Annotated in this window: 21 protein-coding genes; 10 read left to right on the plus strand and 11 right to left on the minus strand. The window is 66.3% G+C overall.

Features of this window, described 5'->3' with window-relative positions:
- The first annotated feature begins 31 nt into the window (after nucleotides 1-31).
- From ispH to FGK63_RS18810, 4 genes are read left to right on the plus strand one after another with little or no spacing between them, the layout of a single operon-like run.
- Nucleotides 32-982: a 4-hydroxy-3-methylbut-2-enyl diphosphate reductase gene (gene ispH / locus FGK63_RS18795; protein ID WP_138845183.1), complete on the plus strand. Its 951-nt coding sequence runs from the start codon at nucleotides 32-34 to the stop codon at nucleotides 980-982.
- Nucleotides 982-1,569 carry a class I SAM-dependent methyltransferase gene (locus tag FGK63_RS18800; protein WP_138845185.1) on the plus strand — a complete coding sequence of 196 codons (588 nt, stop codon included), beginning with the start codon at nucleotides 982-984 and terminating at the stop codon, nucleotides 1,567-1,569. Before ispH ends, FGK63_RS18800 begins: the two co-directional genes overlap by 1 nt.
- Nucleotides 1,562-2,029 carry a ribonuclease HI gene (gene rnhA, locus FGK63_RS18805; protein WP_138845187.1) on the plus strand — a complete coding sequence of 156 codons (468 nt, stop codon included), beginning with the start codon at nucleotides 1,562-1,564 and terminating at the stop codon, nucleotides 2,027-2,029. Before FGK63_RS18800 ends, rnhA begins: the two co-directional genes overlap by 8 nt.
- The gene (locus FGK63_RS18810; RefSeq protein WP_138845189.1) at nucleotides 2,026-2,649 is read left to right on the plus strand and encodes a trimeric intracellular cation channel family protein; all 624 of its coding nucleotides are present in this window, start codon (nucleotides 2,026-2,028) and stop codon (nucleotides 2,647-2,649) included. The genes rnhA and FGK63_RS18810 overlap by 4 nt, the downstream gene beginning before the upstream one ends.
- Nucleotides 2,650-2,665: 16 nt before the next feature.
- Here the strand turns inward: FGK63_RS18810 and FGK63_RS18815 are convergent, their stop codons facing one another.
- From FGK63_RS18815 to def (FGK63_RS18840), 6 genes are read right to left on the minus strand one after another with little or no spacing between them, the layout of a single operon-like run.
- Nucleotides 2,666-2,905, minus strand: coding sequence for a GlsB/YeaQ/YmgE family stress response membrane protein (locus FGK63_RS18815; RefSeq protein ID WP_138845191.1), 240 nt, complete (start codon nucleotides 2,903-2,905; stop codon nucleotides 2,666-2,668).
- Nucleotide 2,906: 1 nt separating this feature from the next.
- The gene (locus tag FGK63_RS18820) at nucleotides 2,907-3,143 is read right to left on the minus strand and encodes a hypothetical protein (RefSeq protein WP_138845194.1); all 237 of its coding nucleotides are present in this window, start codon (nucleotides 3,141-3,143) and stop codon (nucleotides 2,907-2,909) included.
- A gap of 14 nt (nucleotides 3,144-3,157) precedes the next feature.
- Complete coding sequence (gene fmt / locus FGK63_RS18825) at nucleotides 3,158-4,063, minus strand: methionyl-tRNA formyltransferase (protein WP_138845196.1); 906 nt, start codon at nucleotides 4,061-4,063, stop codon at nucleotides 3,158-3,160.
- 36 nt (nucleotides 4,064-4,099) lie between these two features.
- On the minus strand, nucleotides 4,100-4,594 hold the full coding sequence (def, locus tag FGK63_RS18830) for a peptide deformylase (RefSeq protein WP_138845198.1): 495 nt from the start codon (nucleotides 4,592-4,594) through the stop codon (nucleotides 4,100-4,102).
- A complete protein-coding gene (gene def / locus FGK63_RS18835) occupies nucleotides 4,591-5,088 on the minus strand; it encodes a peptide deformylase (protein ID WP_138845200.1) in 498 nt (165 codons plus the stop codon). Before def (FGK63_RS18835) ends, def (FGK63_RS18830) begins: the two co-directional genes overlap by 4 nt.
- On the minus strand, nucleotides 5,085-5,603 hold the full coding sequence (gene def / locus FGK63_RS18840) for a peptide deformylase (RefSeq protein ID WP_138845202.1): 519 nt from the start codon (nucleotides 5,601-5,603) through the stop codon (nucleotides 5,085-5,087). Before def (FGK63_RS18840) ends, def (FGK63_RS18835) begins: the two co-directional genes overlap by 4 nt.
- Before the next feature lie 94 nt (nucleotides 5,604-5,697).
- Between def (FGK63_RS18840) and FGK63_RS18845 the strand changes: the two genes are divergently transcribed.
- The gene (locus FGK63_RS18845) at nucleotides 5,698-6,870 is read left to right on the plus strand and encodes a MalY/PatB family protein (protein ID WP_138845203.1); all 1,173 of its coding nucleotides are present in this window, start codon (nucleotides 5,698-5,700) and stop codon (nucleotides 6,868-6,870) included.
- Between the two features lie 36 nt (nucleotides 6,871-6,906).
- Here FGK63_RS18845 and FGK63_RS18850 read toward each other — a convergent pair whose 3' ends face one another.
- Nucleotides 6,907-7,260 carry a hypothetical protein gene (locus FGK63_RS18850; protein ID WP_138845206.1) on the minus strand — a complete coding sequence of 118 codons (354 nt, stop codon included), beginning with the start codon at nucleotides 7,258-7,260 and terminating at the stop codon, nucleotides 6,907-6,909.
- Between the two features lie 211 nt (nucleotides 7,261-7,471).
- Between FGK63_RS18850 and FGK63_RS18855 the strand changes: the two genes are divergently transcribed.
- A complete protein-coding gene (locus tag FGK63_RS18855) occupies nucleotides 7,472-8,461 on the plus strand; it encodes a glutathione S-transferase family protein (protein WP_138845208.1) in 990 nt (329 codons plus the stop codon).
- Here FGK63_RS18855 and FGK63_RS18860 read toward each other — a convergent pair.
- Complete coding sequence (locus tag FGK63_RS18860; protein WP_138845210.1) at nucleotides 8,443-8,805, minus strand: response regulator transcription factor; 363 nt, start codon at nucleotides 8,803-8,805, stop codon at nucleotides 8,443-8,445. The genes FGK63_RS18855 and FGK63_RS18860 overlap by 19 nt on opposite strands.
- Before the next feature lie 196 nt (nucleotides 8,806-9,001).
- On the opposite strand from FGK63_RS18860, the gene cobD reads away from it, so the two are divergent.
- The 3 genes from cobD to FGK63_RS18875 are packed head-to-tail and all read left to right on the plus strand — an operon-like array spanning nucleotide 9,002 to nucleotide 12,081.
- Nucleotides 9,002-9,970 carry a threonine-phosphate decarboxylase CobD gene (gene cobD, locus FGK63_RS18865; RefSeq protein WP_246044088.1) on the plus strand — a complete coding sequence of 323 codons (969 nt, stop codon included), beginning with the start codon at nucleotides 9,002-9,004 and terminating at the stop codon, nucleotides 9,968-9,970.
- On the plus strand, nucleotides 9,967-10,887 hold the full coding sequence (gene cbiB / locus FGK63_RS18870) for an adenosylcobinamide-phosphate synthase CbiB (protein ID WP_138845214.1): 921 nt from the start codon (nucleotides 9,967-9,969) through the stop codon (nucleotides 10,885-10,887). Before cobD ends, cbiB begins: the two co-directional genes overlap by 4 nt.
- A gap of 24 nt (nucleotides 10,888-10,911) precedes the next feature.
- Nucleotides 10,912-12,081 (plus strand): lytic murein transglycosylase, encoded by a 1,170-nt coding sequence (locus FGK63_RS18875; protein ID WP_138845216.1) that lies wholly within the window; start codon nucleotides 10,912-10,914, stop codon nucleotides 12,079-12,081.
- A gap of 3 nt (nucleotides 12,082-12,084) precedes the next feature.
- Here FGK63_RS18875 and FGK63_RS18880 read toward each other — a convergent pair whose 3' ends face one another.
- The 3 genes from FGK63_RS18880 to FGK63_RS18890 form a co-directional block, all read right to left on the minus strand.
- Nucleotides 12,085-12,450: a hypothetical protein gene (locus FGK63_RS18880; protein WP_138845218.1), complete on the minus strand. Its 366-nt coding sequence runs from the start codon at nucleotides 12,448-12,450 to the stop codon at nucleotides 12,085-12,087.
- 54 nt (nucleotides 12,451-12,504) lie between these two features.
- Entirely contained in the window at nucleotides 12,505-15,960 is a 3,456-nt protein-coding gene (locus FGK63_RS18885; protein ID WP_138845220.1) for an AAA family ATPase, read from the minus strand.
- A 294-nt stretch (nucleotides 15,961-16,254) separates the two neighbouring features.
- Nucleotides 16,255-17,463, minus strand: coding sequence for an aminotransferase-like domain-containing protein (locus FGK63_RS18890; RefSeq protein ID WP_138845222.1), 1,209 nt, complete (start codon nucleotides 17,461-17,463; stop codon nucleotides 16,255-16,257).
- A 158-nt stretch (nucleotides 17,464-17,621) separates the two neighbouring features.
- On the opposite strand from FGK63_RS18890, the gene FGK63_RS18895 reads away from it, so the two are divergent.
- On the plus strand, nucleotides 17,622-18,392 hold the full coding sequence (locus FGK63_RS18895) for a FadR/GntR family transcriptional regulator (protein ID WP_138845225.1): 771 nt from the start codon (nucleotides 17,622-17,624) through the stop codon (nucleotides 18,390-18,392).
- Nucleotide 18,393: the final 1 nt, after the last annotated feature.

An 18,393-nucleotide genomic window follows, 5' to 3' on the forward strand; every position in this document is an offset into this window, starting at 1 on the left:
CTTACCTGTCCCCGGTAAGGAGATGCCCAAGATGACCAAACCGCCACTGACCCTTTATCTGGCCGCCCCGCGCGGGTTCTGCGCAGGCGTGGACCGGGCCATCAAGATCGTCGAGATGGCGCTCGAGAAATGGGGCGCGCCGGTCTATGTGCGGCACGAGATCGTGCACAACAAGTTCGTCGTGGACGGGCTGCGCGACAAGGGCGCCGTGTTCGTCGAGGAACTGGAAGACTGTCCCGACGACCGGCCCGTGATCTTTTCGGCGCATGGCGTCCCGAAATCGGTGCCCGCCGAGGCAAGCCGCCGCGACATGATCTTCGTGGACGCCACCTGCCCGCTGGTCTCGAAGGTCCATATCGAGGCGCAGCGCCACGCCGAGGCCGGGCTGCAGATGATCATGATCGGGCACAAGGGGCACCCGGAAACCATCGGCACCATGGGCCAGTTGCCTGCGGGCGAGGTCCTGCTAGTGGAAACCGTGGCCGACGTGGCGACGGTCGAGGTGCGCGACCCCGAGCGGCTGGCCTTCGTCACCCAGACCACCCTGTCCGTCGACGACACCAAGGACATCGTTGCGGCGCTGCAGGCCCGGTTTCCCAGGATCATTGGCCCGCACAAGGAAGACATCTGCTACGCCACCACCAATCGGCAGGAGGCGGTCAAGACCGTGGCGCCGAAATCCGACGCGCTGCTGGTGGTGGGCGCGCCTAACTCGTCCAACTCCCGCCGCCTGGTCGAGGTCGCGTCCAAGGCCGGCTGCAAATACGCGCAACTGGTCCAGCGCGCCGACGGCATCGACTGGCGCGCGCTCGACGGCATCTCCAGCGTCGCCGTCACCGCCGGGGCCTCCGCCCCCGAAGTGCTGGTGAACGAGGTGATCGACGCCTTCCGCGACCACTATGACGTCACCGTCGAAGTGGTCGAGACGGCGACCGAGAACGTCGAATTCAAGGTGCCGCGCGTACTGCGAGAACCCGCCTGATGCCCGATCAGAAAACGATCGACGCCTATTCGACGCGCCTGGACGACTACCTCAGGATACCGCTCCCGGCCGAGCAGATCGAGTCGCGCCAGGCGTTCGCGGATGCTGTCGGGGCGGGCGGCTATGTCCTTGATCTGGGCGCCGGGCCGGGATCGGACAGCGCCTTCTTCATGCGCCGGGGCCTGCGGGTCAGGGCGCTGGATGCGACTGCCGAATTCGTGCGAAACGCGCGCGAAAACGGCGTGGATGCGCATCTGGGCAGCTTCGACGACGTCACCGAAACCGCCGAATACGACGGCGTCTACGCGAGCTTCTCCCTGCTGCATGCCCCGCGCGCGGATTTCCCGAGGCACCTGAAATCCATACACCAGGCGCTGAAGCCCGAAGGCGTGCTGTTCCTGGGCATGAAGCTGGGAACGGGCGAGCACCGGGACGAACTGGACCGCTACTACACCTACTACTCCCAACCCGAGATCGAGACCGCGCTGGCGAAAGCCGGCTTCAGGATCGACCGGGTCACGACAGGGATGGGCAAGGGGCTGGCCGGATCCTATGACGGCTTCATCCTCGTGATGGCCCATGCCTGAGCTTTTCGCCTATACCGACGGCGCCTGTTCGGGCAATCCCGGCCCCGGCGGCTGGGGCGTCCTGCTGCGCGCGATGGATGGCGAGCGGATCGTCAAGGAGCGCGAGCTGAGCGGCGGCGAGGCCGAGACCACCAACAACCGGATGGAACTGCTGGCCGCGATCAACGCGCTGGAAACGCTGGAACGCCCGTCGAAGATCACCGTCGTCACCGACAGCGCCTACGTCAAGAACGGCGTCACCGGCTGGATCTTCGGGTGGAAGAAGAACGGCTGGAAGACCTCGAACAAGAAACCCGTCAAGAACGTGGAACTCTGGCAGCGTCTGGACGAGGCGCAGCGCCGCCATGACGTGACCTGGAAATGGGTCAAGGGACACGCCGGACATCCCGAAAACGAAAAGGCCGACGAACTTGCCCGCGCGGGCATGGCCCCCTTCAAGCCGGGCAAGGGCACGCCGTGACCGTACTGGCGCTGCTCGACTATGCCTCGGTGCTGGTCTTCGCGCTGACCGGCGCGCTGGTGGCCAGCCGCGCGCAGCTCGATCCGGTGGGCTTTGCCTTCGTCGCCTGCCTCACCGCGGTCGGCGGCGGCACGGTGCGCGACCTGCTGCTGGACCGGCACCCGGTGTTCTGGGTCGGCCAGCCCGCCTACATCCTGATCGCCACCGCGGCGGCGCTGCTGGTGTTCTTCACCGCGCACCTGGTCGAAAGCCGGTACCGCTGGCTGGTCTGGCTCGACAGCTTCGCCCTGTCGATCGCCGTCGCCGCCGGAACCGGCGCGGCGCTGGCGCTGGACAAGCCCACCGTGATCGTGGTGCTGATGGGCATGGCCACCGGTTGTCTCGGCGGGCTGATGCGGGACGTGGTCTGCAACGAAGTGCCGCTGGTGCTGAAACAGGGCGAACTTTACGTCTCCTGCGCGCTCTTCGGGGCCGCGACCGCCGTCGCAACCACCGCCTTGGGCCTGCCGGGATTGCCGGCCCTGGGGCTATGCGCCCTGGTGTGCTGGTCGCTGCGGGCGGGGTCCCTGCTGTTCGGCTGGCGCCTGCCCGTCTACAAGAGCCGCCCGCCGCGGCAGTGACGCAACCGCCGCCGGCCTATCGCCGCCGGATGTAGGTCTGCCACAGCCACAGCACCAGCAGCGCCCCCAGCACCGCGCCGACGAAACCCGACAGCCAGCCCATCACGGTCAGCAGCGCCCGCAGGATCAGGCCGCCGACCAGCGCGCCCACGATGCCGACGAGCATGGTGGTCGGAATGTCCGCCTCGATCCGCATGAGGCGTGTCGCCAGGAACCCGGCTGCGGCACCGATGACGATCAGGGCGACCACGGACATGTCATTTCCTCCAATGGGTCGGCACGATGATGAGCGCGCCGATGGACGAGATCACCGCGTCCAGCCCGGGCGACCCGAACCCGATGCCGAACATGATCCGGACGAAGTAGAACAGGAACGCGCCACCGACGCAGATGATGATGGACTGCAGGTAGCCGTTATGGGTGAAGCCGGTCGTTTCCGACAGGTACCCCACGATCCCCGCGATGACGACGGTGCCCATCAGGACCATGAACATTCAGCCAACTCCAACTAGAGGCGCGTCCCTGCGGCGACGGGCCGGCCGCGCAGGAACGCATCCCTATCCTGCGCGCCTTTGCCCGCCCGTTGCAAGCGCAGCAGTTCCACCGCGCCCTCGCCGCAGGCGACTCGCAGCGCATCGTCCAGAACCTCGCCGGGCTCGCCCCGCCCCTCGGCCGGGCGCGACGCCAGCAGCTTGACCCGCTCGCCGCCGATCTCGGTCCAGGCGCCGGGAAAGGGCGACAGGCCGCGGATCTGACGGTCGATCTCGGCCGCCGGGCGCGTCCAGTCCACCCGCGCCTCGGCCTTGTCGATCTTGGCGGCATAGGTGACGCCGTCCTCGGGTTGCGGTTCGGGCGCCAGGTCCGGCAGCCGGCGCAGCGCCTCGACGATCAGATCCGCACCCATCGCGGACAGCCGGTCGTGCAGCTGGTCGGTCGTCTCTTCGGCCCCGATCGGCGTCGATTGCCGCAGCAATACGGGGCCGGTATCCAGACCCGCCTCCATCTGCATGATGCAGACGCCGGTTTCCGCGTCGCCCGCCATGATTGCCCGGTGAATCGGCGCCGCGCCGCGCCAGCGGGGCAGCAGGCTTGCGTGGATGTTCAGGCACCCGTGCCGCGGCGCATCCAGAATGGCCTGCGGCAGGATCAGCCCATAGGCGACCACCACCGTGACATCGGCGTCGAGCGCGGCAAAACGCGCCTGTTCCTCGGCGGATTTCAGGGACACAGGATGGCGGATTTCCAGCCCCAGTTCGGCGGCGCGGGCATGAACCGGCGTCGGGCGGTCCTTCTTGCCCCGGCCCGCCGGACGCGGCGGCTGGCAGTAGACGGCGGCGATCTCGTGCCCCGCCCCGGCCAGCGCATCCAGAACCGGAACCGAAAACTCGGGCGTTCCCATGAAGATGATGCGCATGTTGCCGTTACTCCGTGCGGCGGGGCGACCCCCGCCCTATCCCAGTTTCCGCGCCTTGCGCAGCAGCATGTCCCGCTTCACCTTCGAGAGGTTGTCGAAATACATGCGCCCGTTCAGATGGTCGATCTGGTGCTGCACGCTGGTCGCCTCGATGCCGACGAAATCGCGGCGGTCCATCATGCCGTGCTCGTTGAGAAACCGCACCGTCACCGCGCGGGGGCGTTTGACCTTGGCGGACACCCCCGGCAGGTTCGGGCTGGCCTCTTCGTGCTCGCGCAGCTCGATCGAGGCGTGCAGGATCTCGGGGTTGGCCAGCCGCAGCGCCTTGCCCCGTTCCGCCGAGCCATCGACCACTGCCAGGCGCAGCATCACCCCGATCTGCGGCGCGGCCAGGCCGACGCCGGGCATCGCCTCCATCGTGTCGATCATGTCCTGCCAGATCGCGCGGATCTCGTCGGTGACCTCCGCCACCTCCTCGGCCCGCATCCGCAGCCGCTTGTCCGGCCAGGACAGGCAGGGCCGCACCGTCATTTCAGCTTCTCCAGATAATCGGCCTCGGCGGTGCTTCGCGCCTCCGGCCCGAGGTGATCCAGCGTCACGACCCCGTTCAGGTGATCGAATTCGTGCTGGATGCAGCGCGCCTCGAACCCGTCGAAATCGGCCATGTGGATGTCGCCCTCGGCGGCGGTCCATTGCACCGTCACCGCCTTGGGACGCTCCACCGCGACGGTGATGCCGGGGATCGACAGGCAGCCTTCCTCCATCACCTCGGGGATGCGTTCGGCCGCCATGATGACGGGGTTGATCATCACCATCGGCGCGGACTCGCCCTCTTTCCAGCCGCAATCCATCACGAAGAACCGCTGCATCACGCCCACCTGCGGCGCGGCAAGCCCCCGGCCCTGCGCCGCATACATGGTGTCGAACATGTCCCGGATCAGATCCGCGGGCACCACGCCCTCGACCGGCGCGCATTTCTGCGACAGCCGCGGGTCGGGCCATCTGACGATCGGCCGCACCGTCACAGGCGCGCCCGCTCGCGTTTCAGCTTCTGCATCTTGCGGGTGATCATCTGGCGCTTGAGCGGCTTGAGATAGTCGATGAAGAGCTTGCCGTTCAGATGGTCGATCTCGTGCTGCACGCAGGTGGACCACAGCCCGTCGAAGGTCTCGCGCCGGGCGTTGCCGTCACGGTCCATCCAGGCCACCTCGACCACTTTCGGGCGGGTCACCTCGGCATAGTGCTCGGGGATGGACAGGCAGCCCTCCTCATAGACGTTGGTTTCGTCCGAGGCCGCGACCACCTCGGGGTTGAACATGACCAGCGGGCGCGGCGCCTCGCCCTCTTCCTTGACGCAGTCCAGCACGATCAGCCGGTCCAGCACCCCGACCTGCGGCGCGGCCAGGCCGATGCCGGGCGCGTCATACATCGTCTCCAGCATGTCATCGGCCAGCTTGCGCAGGTCGTCGGTGATGTCGGCCACCGGCGCGCAGACCTTTTTCAGGCGGGGATCGGGATGGATCAGAATTGTACGTTTCATGAGGCTGATTTAGGTCATTGCAGCGGCCACCGCAACGCCCCCCTTGCGCCCGCGCGAATAGCGGTTAGCTTTCAGCCGCAACAACGGAGCGACCATGACTTTCAACGACCTCATCGACCGCCGGGGAACCCACAGTTCGAAATGGGACAAGATGGAGGCGCTGTTCGGCGTGCCGGCCAAGGACGGGCTGGCCATGTGGACGGCGGATTCCGACTATCCCACCGCCCCCTGCGTGATCGAGGCGGTCAGGAAGGCGGCCGAACACGGCGTTTTCGGGTACTCCTGGGAATACCCGGAATACCGCCAGGCCGTTCAATGGTGGATGCGAAACCGCCACGGCTGGGAGATCGACCAGGATTGGGTGCTGACGGCGCAGGGGCTGGGCAACGCCATCGCGCTCTGCCTCGATGTCTGGAGCGAACCGGGCGACGGCGTGGTGATCTTTTCGCCGGTCTACCACGAGTTCGCGCACAAGGTGAACAAGGCCGGGCGCAAGGTGGTGGAATGCCCGCTGGTGCGCGACGGCGACAGCTACGCGGTCGATCTGGACGACGCGCAGTCCCGGCTCGACGGGTCGGAAAAGCTGCTGCTGTGGTGCTCGCCCCAGAACCCGTCGGGACGCGTCTGGACGCCTGACGAGCTGCGCGCCGTGGCCGCATTCGCCGAGCGCAACAACCTGATCCTCGTGTCGGACGAGATTCACCACGATCTGGTCTATCCCGGCAGCCGCTTCGTGCCGATGGACGCAGCCGCCCCCGAAGCGCGCGCATGGACCGTCACGCTGACCGCCCCGTCAAAGACCTTCAACATCGCCGGGCAGCGCACCGGCAACATGATCATTCCCGACCCCGCGTTGCGCGCGGCCATGCGGCACCGGCTGAACACGCTGGACTACGCGCCCAGCGCGCTGGGGGTCAGCATGATCACCGCCGCCTACACGCCCGAAGGGGCCGCCTGGGTCGACGAGCAGATCGCGCATCTGGACGGCAACCGGCGCCTCTTCGACCAGACCATCGACGCGATCCCCGGCCTGTGGTCGATGCCGCTGCAGGCGACCTATCTGGCCTGGGTGGATTTTTCGGGCACCGGCATGACGCGGGACGAGTTCATCCGGCGGTTGCGCGGCGACGCAAAAATCGCCACCTCGCCGGGCGCCGGTTTCGGCACCGGCGGCGAGTTGTTCGAACGCTTCAACCTGGCGACGCAGCGCAGCCGCGTCGAAGACGCCTGCGAACGGCTGAAACGCGCCTTCGGCGATCTGCAATGACCTTGTTGCGCCGGCCCGCGAAAGGGCCGCGCAATTTCAGTCGCGCTTGCCCAGCAGCGCGATCGGCGCATCCGGCGACCGGTAGAAATCCAGCGGCGCCTTGTCCGCGGCCATCGTGTTGCGCTTGAAATCATAGCGCATCTCGCCGGCCTCTTCCTCGGCGGCAACAATCAGGCATTGGTACAGGTGATTGGCGCCGTCATAGAGATCGACCAGCCCCCGCAACGGCGGCGTGCTTTCGGATTCGACCGTAAAGCCATCCTTCCACATGCGCAGAACGCGGTAATGCGTTCCGTCCGCTTCCACCCGCAGGCGGCTTGCTTTCTTCAGCGTGGCAATTCGCGCGGCGTTCAATTCGGCGCGCATTTCCTTTGAAACATATGTACTCATCAAACACATTCCCCCTAAAGTCTCTCCATGATTACAGAGGGTTTGTAAAAAACCAATGAAAGAATCCGGGCTTTGCGTTTTGCGCCTGGCCGTTGTTGCAGCGACATCCCATCGTCCTGTGCGCAGGCGCAGGGCCCTTGCGCACCGCAACCGGTAGGCAGGCGCGCCGGCCGGGCCTATGTCAGAGGCAAGCAACGATGGAGGAAATGGCATGGGCTTGCTCGTCGACGGCCAGTGGCACGACACCTGGTACGACACCGAATCCACCGGCGGCGCGTTCAAACGCTCGGCCGCCCAGTTCCGCAACTGGATCACGCCCGGCGGCGACGCGGGCCCGTCCGGCGACGCGGGCTTTGCCGCGGCCTCCGGCCGGTACCACCTCTATGTCAGCCAGGCCTGCCCCTGGGCGCACCGGACGCTGATCTTCCGCGAACTCAAGGGGCTGGGCGAACACATCTCGGTCTCGGTCGTGCATCCCGACATGATGGATCAAGGCTGGACCTTCGAGACGAACGGACATGGCGCCACCGGCGACACCCTTTACGGGTTCAGCCACGCCAGCCAGATCTACACCAAGGCCGATCCGCACTACTCGGGCCGCGTGACGGTGCCGATCCTTTGGGACAAGGAACGCGAGACGATCGTTTCGAACGAAAGCTCCGAGATCATCCGCATGTTCAACTCGGCCTTCGACGACATCACCGGCAACGCCGAGGATTTCTGGCCGGAACCGATGCGCGACGCCATCGAAGAGGTGAACGCCCGGATCTACTCGACGCTGAACAACGGCGTCTACAAATGCGGCTTCGCCACCTCGCAAGAGGCTTACGACGCGGCCGTCCTGCCGCTGTTCGAAACCCTGGACTGGCTGGAAGAGCGGCTGTCATCCCGGCGCTACCTGATGGGCGACCGCGTCACCGAGGCCGACTGGCGCCTGTTCACAACGCTGATCCGGTTCGACCCGGTCTACCACCTGCATTTCAAGTGCAACCGCAAGCGGCTGACCGACTATCCGAACCTCTGGGCCTACACGCGCGAGTTGTACCAGTGGCCCGGCGTGGCGCGGACGGTGAACATGGAGCACATCGTGCGCCACTATCACTACAGCCACGACAGCATCAATCCGCACCGCATCATCCCGATCAACCCACAGCTGGACTATTGGGAGCCGCACCGCCGCGATCAGCGCACCGCGGCGTAATGTTCGACCATCGCCGCCAGGTCCTCTGGCGGCGTCCCGCTCTGCACATAGGCGCAGGCGTTGGAGCTGTGGGCGAAGATGGATCCGTCCGAGAAGAAGGTCGTGTTGGTGACGAAGATCACCCGCGCGTCGGGGCGACGGTAGCTGGCGAAATCCGCGACCGCCAGCGCGCTGCCGGCCTCCAGCACCAGATCCAGCACGATGATGTCGAAATCGGTCCCGTAGAGCGCCAGGATCGCCGCCGCCTGCGTCGCGACCAGCGCGACCTCGGCGCCCTGCCGCTGCAGGTGCCGCTGCCAGACCCGGCCCAGGTCCGGGTTACTTTCGACGATCAGAACTTTCATGCGCGACAACCTTGGCACTTGATAAATGACTTGGTGCCGTCCCCGCCTTCAGTGTTCGACCGATTTGCTTAACAAACCGTTAACGCGGCTCGGGACCGGCGCGCATAAGCCGGATTTGCTTGTACCAAATGGAAGAATCAGCTTGAAGCGGTTGTACCAACCGGCACTTTTTTAGCAGAGACCGCAGATGGCCGACATGACCGACACCGATCAGGCCTGGATCGACCCCCGCGCCCGGCGCGATCACGGCGGCGGTCTGGATGGCGCGATGAGGCTATATGGCGGCGCGCGGTCGGACTGGATCGACCTGTCCACCGGCATCAACCCGCACCCCTATCCGGTCGCCGGTCTCACCGCTGCCGACTGGGCCGAATTGCCCGATCACGGCGCTTTTGAAACCCTCGTCGCGGCGGCCTGCCGGTTCTGGTCCGTCCCCGAGGGCGCCGCGATCCTGCCCGCACCCGGCGCTTCGGCGGTGATCGCCCGGATTCCGGCACTGGCCGCGCCCGGATCTGTCGAGATCACGCCACCCACCTACAACGAACACGCCGCCGCGTTTTCCGCCCAGGGCTGGCAGGTGCGCGACAGCGCCCCGGCGCAGGCCCGCGTTCTGGTTCACCCCAACAACCCCGATGGCAGGCTCTGGAGCGCATCGGACGCCTCAGCCCGCCTGACCGTGATCGACGAAAGCTTCTGCGACGTGACGCCCGAGGCATCGCTGATTCATCTGGCCGAACGCCAAGACACCATCATATTGAAAAGTTTCGGGAAATTCTGGGGCCTGGCCGGGCTTAGGCTGGGTTTCGCCATTGCCCGCCCCGACATCATCGCGCGGCTGAACGATCTGACCGGCCCTTGGGCTGTGTCGGGTCCCGCCCTGCGGATCGGGGCGCAGGCGCTGGGCGACGCCGCCTGGGCCGAAGCCGCCCGCACCAGACTCGCCGACGAGGCCCGGCGGCTGGACGCCCTGCTGACGTCCAAGGGCGCAAGGCTGGTCGGGGGCACCTCGCTGTTCCGGCTCTATGATGTGGACGACGCCGCCAAATGGCAGCAGCATCTGGCCCGGGCACATATCTGGAGCCGCATCTTTCCCTATTCCGCAACCTACCTGCGGCTCGGCCTGCCGCCCTCCCATGGCTGGGACCGGCTGGAGGCGGCGCTGTGACCACCGCTTTTCTGCTGGCCTGCGCCATGCTGCTCGACGCGGCCTTGGGTGAGCCCGAGTGGCTATGGTCGCGCGTCCGGCATCCCGCCATCCTGATCGGCAACCTGATCGGCGCGCTCGACAAGGGCCTGAACCACGGACCGAACCGGCGCGGCAAGGGCGTCGCCGTCGCTCTGTTTCTGGTGCTGGGCGGTCTGGCGATCGGATCGTTGCTGCAACTCCTTGGCCCCGTTGCGGAAATCGTTGTCTGCGCGATGCTGCTGGCGCAGAAATCGCTGGTGGCGCATGTCCGCGACGTGGCCAACGCCCTGCGCGTGTCGCTGCCCGATGCGCGCAGCATGGTGGCGCGGATCGTTTCGCGCGACACCTCCGGCATGAGCCCGTCGCAGGTCGCCCGCTCGGCCATCGAAAGCGCCGCCGAGAACCTGAGCGATGGTGTCATCGCCCCCGCCTTCTGGTTTCTCGTGGGCGGGCTGCCCGGATTGCTGGTCTACAAGTTCGTCAACACGGCGGACAGCATGATCGGATACCGCAACGAAACCTACGCCGATTTCGGCTGGGCGTCGGCGCGGTTGGACGATCTGCTGAACCTGGTCCCCGCCCGCCTGACCTTTACCATGATCGTCCTGCTGTCCGGCTGCCACCGCCAATGGCGCGCCATGATTGCCGATGCCCGGCGTCACATCTCGCCCAATGCCGGCTGGCCCGAGGCCGCGATGGCCCGCGCGCTGAACGTCGCGCTTGCCGGCCCGCGCAGCTATCACGGTCAGATCCGGGATCTGGCCTGGGTCAATGGCGATGCGCGGCGGGACATCGGCGCGTTCGAGGTCGAGCAGGCCGTAGACATGCTCTGGCGCGTCTGGGCCCTTGCCTTTGGCGCCATGGTGCTGTGGTCTGTACTTGCCTTCGTTTTCTGATCCCAAAATTCGGACGTCACCGTCATGCGTATCCTCCCCGGCCTGCTTTCCGCTCTGTTTCTAGCCTCGCCCGCCTATTCCCGATGCGGGGGCAGTTTCGATGGCTTCGTTCAGGATCTGAAATCCGAGGCCGCAGGGCGGGGACATGACACCGAGGCGGTCGATGCCTTTTTCCAAGGCGTTCGGCAGGACGCGCAAGTGCTCAAGGCGGACCGGGCGCAGGGCGTGTTCCAGAAACCCTTCATCGAGTTCTCGCGGCATCTGATCTCGCAGAACCGGATCGATCGCGGCCGCGCCATGGCCAGCAGACATGCTGCGGTCTTTGACCGGATCGAGGCCGAATACGGGGTGTCGCGGGGCGTATTGCTGGCCTTCTGGGCTTTCGAGACCGATTACGGCGGCTACCAGGGCGACTTCAACACCCGCAACGCTTTGGTGACGCTGGCGCACGACTGCCGCCGGCCCGAGTTGTTCCGGCCGCAGATCTTTGCCGCGATCGAGCTGTACGAGCGGGGCGGTTTCGATCCCCAACGCACGACAGGCGCATGGGCGGGCGAGATCGGCATGGTCCAGATGCTGCCGCGGGACATCCTTGAAAACGGCGTCGACGCGGATGGCGACGGGCAGGTGTCGCTCAGGACCTCGGCCCCCGATGCTCTGGTTTCCGGCGCCAAGATGCTGTCCGGGCTGGGGTGGCAGCCGGGCCAGCCCTGGTTGCAGGAGGTCAAAGTGCCCGGGCAAATGGACTGGTCGCTGTCGGGTCCGGGCCGCCACCGGCCGGTATCCGAATGGCAGACGATGGGCGTCAAGGCGCGCAGCGGAAACCTGCCCGGCGGGAACATGCCCGCGTCGCTGATCCTGCCGCAGGGGCACGAGGGGCCGGCCTTCCTGGCCTTTCCCAATTTCGACGTCTATTTCGAATGGAACCAGAGCTTTGTCTATGTCCTGACCGCCGCCTATTTCGCGACACGGCTGGAAGGCGCAGCCATCTATGACGCAGGGAATCCGCAACCCGGTTTGTCCGGCCCGCAGATGAAGCAATTGCAGTCGTTGTTGCAGGCGCGAGGCCATGATGTCGGCGAAATCGACGGCATTCTGGGCGCCGGCACCCGCGCCGCCGTGCAGGCGGAACAGGCGCGGCTTAGCTTGGCGGCGGATGCCTGGCCGACGGTGGAATTGTTGAACCGGTTGTGAATTCTACTGGGGCCGCACCGGATACCGTTCGCCCTTTTCGTTGATCAGGATCAGACGGCCGCCGCTGCGCACGAAGAGATCGCAGCGGGTGAACCCATTGCGAAACTCGGTGCAAACGCTGCCGTCCTCGGCGATATGGTAGGTGCCAAAGGCCGTTCCGCCCCCGTTGGCGGCGGAATAGGTATAGGAATAGCCGCCGCCCGCCGAATACCTGGACTGCCCGTCGTCGTAAAAGGTCAGCGTCTGCCCCGCCAAAGCGTCCAGTTCGGCCTTGTCGAGCGGAACGTCGCCCGGGCGCGTCTCCCATTCGGCGGCGGCCAGCGGCGCGGCAAAACAAGCGGCCGCGATAATCAGGGTCGGTTTCTTCATGGCCACAGCCTACCCCAGCTGGCGCCGCACGCGGTGTCACGTTGCGGTGACCGGTCAGGCGACCAGCGCCTCGGCCTTCTTGAGGTCCACCGACACGAGCTGGCTGACGCCCTGCTCCTGCATGGTCACGCCGAACAGCCGGTCCATCCGGGCCATCGTCACTGCGTGGTGGGTGATGATCAGGAACCGGGTGTCGGTCTGGCGGCACATCTCGTCCAGCAGGTCGCAGAACCGGGTCACGTTGGCATCGTCGAGCGGCGCGTCGACCTCGTCCAGAACGCAGATCGGCGCCGGGTTGGCCAGGAACACCGCAAAGATCAGCGCCATCGCCGTCAGCGTCTGTTCGCCACCCGACAGCAGGCTGAGGGTCGACAGCTTCTTGCCCGGCGGCTGGCACATGATTTCCAGCCCCGCATCCAGCGGATCGTCGCTTTCGACCATGACTAGGTTGGCCTCGCCGCCGCCGAACAGGTGCTTGAACAGCATGGCGAAGTTTGAGTTCACCTGTTCAAACGCGGTCAGCAGGCGTTCGCGTCCCTCGCGGTTGAGGCTGGCGATGCCGCTGCGCAGGGCCTTCACCGCCTCTTCTAGATCTGATTTCTCGGACTTGAGAGAGTCGTACTCTTCCTGAACCTCGCGCGAATCCTCCTCGGCGCGCAGGTTCACCGCCCCCATCGCGTCCCGCAGGCGCTTGTGGCGGTTGACCTCGGCCTCCAGCGCGTCCGCCGCAGGCATCCTGTCGGGGTCGACATCCAGCCGGTTCAACAACTGGTTCGGCGTTAGCTGCTCGTCCTCGGCGATCCGCTCGGCCGCGGCCAGAACACTTTCACGCGCCGCTTCGCAGCGGGCCTCGGCGGCTGCGCGCGCCTCGCGGGCTTCGGAGGCGAGACGCTCGGCCTCACGCTCTGCCAGGATCGCCTCGCGCTGACGGGTCTCGGCTTCGGCCAAGCGGTCGGCGGCCTCGGCGCGCCGGGTTTCGGCGGCTTCGATCTGCTCGTTCAACTCTTCCCGGGCCTCGGCGATCTCGCCGGGCACCGCCATCGCCTCGGCCAGTTCCTCTTCGGATGTCGCCTTGCGCTCGGCCAGTTCGGTGATCCGCTTTCCCGCCGTTTCCAGCCGGTGCCGCCAGCCGCTCAGATCCTTTTTCACCTCTTGGGTGCGGCGCGTCCGCGCCTCGCCCTCGCGCCGCAACTCGTCATGCGACGAGCGGTGGGTCAGCATGGTGATCCGGGCCGCCTCTACGGTCTGCTTGATGTCCTCGACCTGCGCCCGGGCGCTGTCGAGATCGCCCAACCCCGCCAGCGCGCCTTCGGCTTCGCGCAGCTGGATACGCGCGGACATCGCGTCTTCCTTGTGCCGGTCGACCGCCAGGGACAGCGTCTCGAGTTTGCCCTGCGCCAGGTTGCGCTCGGCCTCGGCACGGCTCAGCGCGCGGGCGGTTTCGGCGACACGCTGGTCGGCTGCGCGGCGGGCCTCGCGGGCGCGGCGGTCGGCCTCGGTCACCTCGGCCAGTTGCCGCGACAGCGCCTCATGCGCGGCGCGCGCGCCTTCGGCCTGCGCTTCGGTCCGGGCCAGTTCCTGCTTGAGCGACTCGAGCCGGTTCAACTGCTCCAGCCGCATCGCGGCGGCGCTTGGCGCATCCTCGGCCCAGGCGCGGAATCCGTCCCAGCGCCACAGATCGCCCGAGCGTGAAACCAGCCGCTGCCCGGGCTGAAGCTGGGCCTGCAGCTGCGCGCCCTGATCCGCGTCGACCAGACCGATCTGCGCAATGCGGCGGCCCAACCGGTCGGGGCCGGACACATGGAGCGCCAAGGGCTGCGCGCCCTCGGGCAGAGGCTGATCCTTATCATAGCCTGGCACATCGACCCATCCCGAAGGCCCATCGCCCTCGACGATGGGCGCACGCAGGTCGTCCGCCAGCGCCGCGCCCAGCGCCTTTTCAAAGCCGGGCTCGACCCGCAACAGGTCCAGCACCTGACCGCCTTCGGCAGTGTCGCGTTCGACCAGCTTGGCCAGCGCCTGCGTCTCGGCCCGGATCGCGCCAAGTTCGCCTTCGGCCTCCGAGCGCTTCGCCCGTGCCTCGGCCTCACGCGCCTGAGTATCGGTGCGCAACTCGTCGGCGGCGGCCAGCGCCTCTTCGGCGGCTTCGGCGGCTTCGCGGGCCTCTTCTTCAGACTCCTGTGCAGCCTCGAACGCTTCTCCGGCCCGGGTGAGCGCGGCGCGGGCTTCGTCCACGGCAGTGCGGGCCTTGACCTCTTCGGCTTCGGACCGCGCCAGCGTCTTGCGGCTGTCCTCGACCAGGCGTTGCGCCGACTGGTGCCGGGCGACAAGGCGCGCCACGTCCTCAGTTTCCTGCGAGAGGTGATCCTCGCGCTCCTGCAGAACCGCCGCCGCTTCGCGCGCGATCTCGGCCGCTTCGGCCAGACGGTCCCCATGACCTTCGGCGGCCTTGGCAAGCTCGCGCTCTTCCCATTCCAGCCGTTCGATCGTTTCGCCCGCATCGCGGTTCAGGCCGGTTTCGCGTTCTATGTCGCGGCCAAGCTGCTGAATGCGCGCGGTCAGGGTTTCGATCGTCTGCCGGGCGCGGGTTTCCTGATCGGTCAGCGCGTCGCGCTGAACCTGTTGGCGCTGCAGCACCGCCGCGGCGATGGCTTCTTCCTCGCGCAGGGGCGGCAGAACCTCGTCGGCCTTGATGCGGGCGGCTTCGGCCTGCCGCGCCGCCGACTCGGCCTTGGACGCCTCGGTGATGCGTTCGCGCAGCTTGTCCTCGGCCAATTGCCGGGCCATGTCGGCTTCTTTCCAGCGGCGGTAAAGCAGCATGCCCTCGGCCTGGCGCAGTTGTTCGCCGATTTCGCGGTAGCGCGCAGCCTGCCGGGCCTGACGCGCCAGTTGCGCCAGCTGGGCGCCCAGCTGTTCCAGCACGTCGTCAACGCGGGTCAGGTTGGTTTCGGTGCCCTTGAGTTTCAGTTCGGCCTCATGCCGCCGCTGATAGAGGCCCGAGATCCCCGCCGCCTCTTCCAGGATCCTCCGGCGCGACGTGGGTTTGGCGTTGATCAGTTCCGCGATCTGTCCCTGACGCACCAGCGCCGGGGAATGTGCGCCGGTGGAAGCGTCGGCAAACAGCATCTGCACGTCGCGCGCCCGCACGTCCTTGCTGTTGGCCTTGTAGGCGCTGCCCACGTCGCGGGTGATCCTGCGGATGATTTCCAGCTGGTCGCTGTCGTTGAAGCCCGAGGGCGCGAGGCGTTCGGAATTGTCGATGGTCAGCGCCACTTCGGCAAAGTTCCGGGCGGGCCGAGTGGCGGCGCCGGCAAAGATCACGTCCTCCATCCCGCCGCCGCGCATCGCCTTGGGGCGGTTTTCGCCCATGACCCAGCGCAACGCCTCGAGCAGGTTGGACTTGCCGCAGCCGTTCGGACCCACCACGCCCGTCAGCCCCTCCGCGATGATCAGATCGGTCGGGTCAACGAAGCTTTTGAAGCCGGTCAGTCTGAGCCTGTTGAAACGCAAGGGCCGTCATCCATGATTCCCGTGGTCTCCGAGTCTGCGCAACACAGGGGCCATGAGTCAACGGTGATGCGCAGGATATGGAGGATTTCGCGCGGTTATCCACAATATCTTGCATGACCCACAATATCTGCAAGCGTTTCAGCGGGGATGCCGTTCGAATACTGCAAGGCCCGATTGCCGTCCTTTTGCGTCCCCTCAGAAGGGTCGATGCGGTCCAGTCCGCCGGCCAATACGGCCCGCAAGGGAAGTAGCCGCGACATCGGCGGAATCGGATCAATCGTTTCTTGCCAAGGCTCAGCCCGTCCGCACGATTTCGCCCAAACGCCGAATGCCCTCGTTGATCGTGGGTTCGTCGGAACAGGAAAAGCTAAGCCGGATGGTGTTGGCGCCGGACCCGTCGGCAAAGAACGCCTGACCGGGCACGAATGCCACCTTTTCCGTGTCAAGCGACCGCGCCAGCAAGGCTGCCCCATCCATGCCGGCGGGCAAGGTTACCCAGATGAACATGCCGCCCTCGGGTTTTGTCCACTGAACACCGTTGGGCATGTGCCGGCTCAACGCGTCTAGCATCGCGTCGCGGCGGCGCTGGTAGACCGCGCGGAGTTTCGGGATATGGGTGTCGAAATGCTCTTCTGCGACGCGCGTGATCGCCATCTGGTTGATGGTCGAGGAATGCAGGTCGGCGGCTTGCTTCAGCAACACCATCTGCGCGATTACCGGCTTTGCCGCCACCGCCCAGCCCACCCGTAGCCCTGGCGCCAGCGTTTTCGAGAAGCTGCCGCAATAGACCGTCCGGCACTCTTCGATCGAGCCCTTGCGCGCGATCTCCAGCGCCAGGATCGGCGGCACCGCCTCGCCGTCGTAGCGCAGCGACTGGTAGGCCGCATCTTCGATCACCGCGCAGTCCAGTTCGTCCGCCAGATCGATCAGCGCCTCGCGCCCGCGCCGGTCGACCGTCTCGCCGGTCGGGTTGGCGAAATCCGCCGAGAGATAGGCGAACTTCACCTGCCCGCCCGCCTGTTGCGCCGCCGCCTGGTAGTCTGACGCGGGGCGGTTGGCGTTGATGCTGAGTTGGTCGTAGCGCGGCTCATAGGCGTTGAACGCCGCCAGCGCGCCCAGATAGGTCGGCCACCCGATCAGGGCCGTGTCCCCGGGCGACAGGAACAGCTTGCCGAGGTAATCCAGCGCCTGCTGCGATCCCGAAGTGATCAGCACGTTGTCGATGTCGCAATCGACGCCGATCCGGGCCATCTCGGCGACGATCCAGCGGCGCAAGGGATGGTAGCCTTCGCTCACGGAATACTGCAGCGCCTGTGCCTGATGGGCCGGGTCCAGAACGTTTGCGAAGGCTTCGGCAAAGGCTTCGGCAGGAAACAGCGCCGGATCCGGTATGCCCCCGGCAAACGAGATGATGCCGGGCTGATCCAGCAGTTTCAGCAACTCGCGAATTTCCGACGCTTTCATCCGGGACGCGCGCGTCGCAAATTTCCGATCCAGCGGCATGGCTTTCCTCCGACATTCCGATTGCGGAGCCTATGAGACCGCGGGTTAAAGTCAACAAGCCTGACCTAATGTTTCAATTCTCGTGAAGGCGGCGGCACGATCTTGCGCAGCCCTTGACGACGTGGTCATATGTTTTGACCAATCCGATCGAGCCCGAGATGCCCTTTCAGAAAGTCCAATCCGAGAAACTGTCGACCGCCGTCGTCCGCCAGATCGAGCTGCTGATCTTGCGGGGCATCCTGCGCCCCGGCGAACGGCTGCCGTCCGAACGGGAACTGGCGGAGCGACTGGGCGTGTCGCGCCCGTCGCTCAGGGATGCCATCGCCGAGTTGCAGGAACAGGGCCTTCTGGCCGCCAAGGCCGGGTCGGGCATCTATGTGGCCGAGGTGCTGGGATCGGCCTTTTCACCCGCACTGATCCGGCTTTTCGGAACACATGACGAGGCGGTGTTCGATTACCTCTCGTTCCGGCGCGATATGGAAGGGCTGGCCGCCGAGCGCGCGGCGCGGCTGGGATCCGACAGCGACCTGAAGGTGATCCAGACCATCTACGACAAGATGCGGACCGCCCATGCGCGCCGTGCCACCGAGGACGAGGCGCAGCTAGATGCCCAGTTCCACATGGCGATCATCGAAGCCAGCCACAACGTGGTTATGCTGCACATGATGCGCTCGATGTTCGACCTGCTGCGGCAGGGCGTCTTCTACAACAGGCGGATCATGTTCCACCAGCGCACCACGCGCGCGGCGATCCTGGACCAGCACCGCGCGATCAACGAAGCACTGCAGGCCCGTGACCCGGTGGGCGCCCGCGCCGCAGTCGAGTCGCATCTGAGCTATGTCGAGCAATGCCTGGCGGATCAGCAGAAGGCGGAACAGAACGAAGCCATCGCCCGGCAAAGGCTGGAGCATGAGACCGAGCGGTCATGAG

The organism is Ruegeria sediminis (assembly GCF_005938215.1).
Classification (GTDB): Bacteria; Pseudomonadota; Alphaproteobacteria; order Rhodobacterales; family Rhodobacteraceae; genus Ruegeria; species Ruegeria sediminis.

Bases quoted from the DNA above. Each gene is read 5' to 3' on its own strand.
- FGK63_RS18880 (WP_138845218.1), bottom strand. From the start codon at position 12,450: ATGAAGAAACCGACCCTGATTATCGCGGCCGCTTGTTTTGCCGCGCCG.
- fmt (WP_138845196.1), bottom strand. From the start codon at position 4,063: ATGCGCATCATCTTCATGGGAACGCCCGAGTTTTCGGTTCCGGTTCTG.
- FGK63_RS18875 (WP_138845216.1), top strand. From the start codon at position 10,912: ATGCGTATCCTCCCCGGCCTGCTTTCCGCTCTGTTTCTAGCCTCGCCC.
- FGK63_RS18820 (WP_138845194.1), bottom strand. From the start codon at position 3,143: ATGTTCATGGTCCTGATGGGCACCGTCGTCATCGCGGGGATCGTGGGG.
- FGK63_RS18895 (WP_138845225.1), top strand. From the start codon at position 17,622: ATGCCCTTTCAGAAAGTCCAATCCGAGAAACTGTCGACCGCCGTCGTC.
- def (WP_138845202.1), bottom strand. From the start codon at position 5,603: ATGAAACGTACAATTCTGATCCATCCCGATCCCCGCCTGAAAAAGGTC.
- FGK63_RS18800 (WP_138845185.1), top strand. From the start codon at position 982: ATGCCCGATCAGAAAACGATCGACGCCTATTCGACGCGCCTGGACGAC.
- FGK63_RS18855 (WP_138845208.1), top strand. From the start codon at position 7,472: ATGGGCTTGCTCGTCGACGGCCAGTGGCACGACACCTGGTACGACACC.
- FGK63_RS18890 (WP_138845222.1), bottom strand. From the start codon at position 17,463: ATGCCGCTGGATCGGAAATTTGCGACGCGCGCGTCCCGGATGAAAGCG.
- def (WP_138845198.1), bottom strand. From the start codon at position 4,594: ATGACGGTGCGGCCCTGCCTGTCCTGGCCGGACAAGCGGCTGCGGATG.
- FGK63_RS18850 (WP_138845206.1), bottom strand. From the start codon at position 7,260: ATGAGTACATATGTTTCAAAGGAAATGCGCGCCGAATTGAACGCCGCG.
- cobD (WP_246044088.1), top strand. From the start codon at position 9,002: ATGACCGACACCGATCAGGCCTGGATCGACCCCCGCGCCCGGCGCGAT.
- rnhA (WP_138845187.1), top strand. From the start codon at position 1,562: ATGCCTGAGCTTTTCGCCTATACCGACGGCGCCTGTTCGGGCAATCCC.
- ispH (WP_138845183.1), top strand. From the start codon at position 32: ATGACCAAACCGCCACTGACCCTTTATCTGGCCGCCCCGCGCGGGTTC.
- FGK63_RS18860 (WP_138845210.1), bottom strand. From the start codon at position 8,805: ATGAAAGTTCTGATCGTCGAAAGTAACCCGGACCTGGGCCGGGTCTGG.
- FGK63_RS18845 (WP_138845203.1), top strand. From the start codon at position 5,698: ATGACTTTCAACGACCTCATCGACCGCCGGGGAACCCACAGTTCGAAA.
- FGK63_RS18815 (WP_138845191.1), bottom strand. From the start codon at position 2,905: ATGTCCGTGGTCGCCCTGATCGTCATCGGTGCCGCAGCCGGGTTCCTG.